The following is a 576-nucleotide window of genomic DNA, read 5'->3' as shown; positions in this document are numbered from 1 at the left end:
CCCGGCGCAGTGCCGCGGCCAGATCGAGGGCGGCGTCGCCCAGGGGGTCGGCAGCGCGCTCTACGAGGAGGTCATGATCGGCGACGACGGCCGGGTGATCAACCCGGTCTTCCGCACCTACCGCGTGCCGCAGTCCGCCGACGTGCCCGACACCGAGGTGCTGTTCGCGTCGACGAACGACGACCTCGGCCCCTTCGGCGCCAAGTCGATGAGCGAGTCGCCCTACAACCCCGTGTCGGCGGCGATCGGCAACGCGATCAGCCGCGCGATCGGGGTGCGCGTGTTCGAGCAGCCGTTCTCGCGCGACCGCGTGTGGCGGGCCCTGCAGGCCGGTGACGCGGGCAGCCGGTGACGCTCAGTCGGTCGCGGCGGAGTGCGGCGGCCGCTGCTTGACGATCAGCAGCCGGAACGGTGCGCCGTCAGCCGACCACGTGCGGTGGGCGACGCCGCCGGCGTAGTACGACGAGTCGCCCACGCCGAGCTCGGTCACCTCGCCGTCGAGGTCGAGGCACACACGTCCGTCGAGCACGTAGGAGAACTCGTCCTCCGCGTGGGCGAAGTAGTCGCCGGGAGCGG

Annotated in this window: 2 protein-coding genes; one reads left to right on the top strand and one right to left on the bottom strand. The window is 72.4% G+C overall.

The annotated features are described in order from the left end of the window. The coding region (locus tag ASG00_RS16225) for a molybdopterin cofactor-binding domain-containing protein (protein WP_235559032.1) at positions 1 to 352 on the top strand (352 nt) is incomplete at its 5' end. Between the two features lie 3 nt (positions 353 to 355). Here ASG00_RS16225 and ASG00_RS15595 read toward each other — a convergent pair. Beyond that, a partial coding sequence (locus ASG00_RS15595) for a cupin domain-containing protein (RefSeq protein WP_200930818.1) occupies positions 356 to 576 on the bottom strand: 221 nt, incomplete at its 5' end.

This window comes from Microbacterium sp. Leaf351, from assembly GCF_001423825.1.
Taxonomy (GTDB): Bacteria; Actinomycetota; Actinomycetes; order Actinomycetales; family Microbacteriaceae; genus Microbacterium; species Microbacterium ginsengisoli.
The sequence above is the reverse complement of the archived record's forward strand: the minus strand, read 5'-3'. Positions and strand labels throughout refer to the sequence as shown.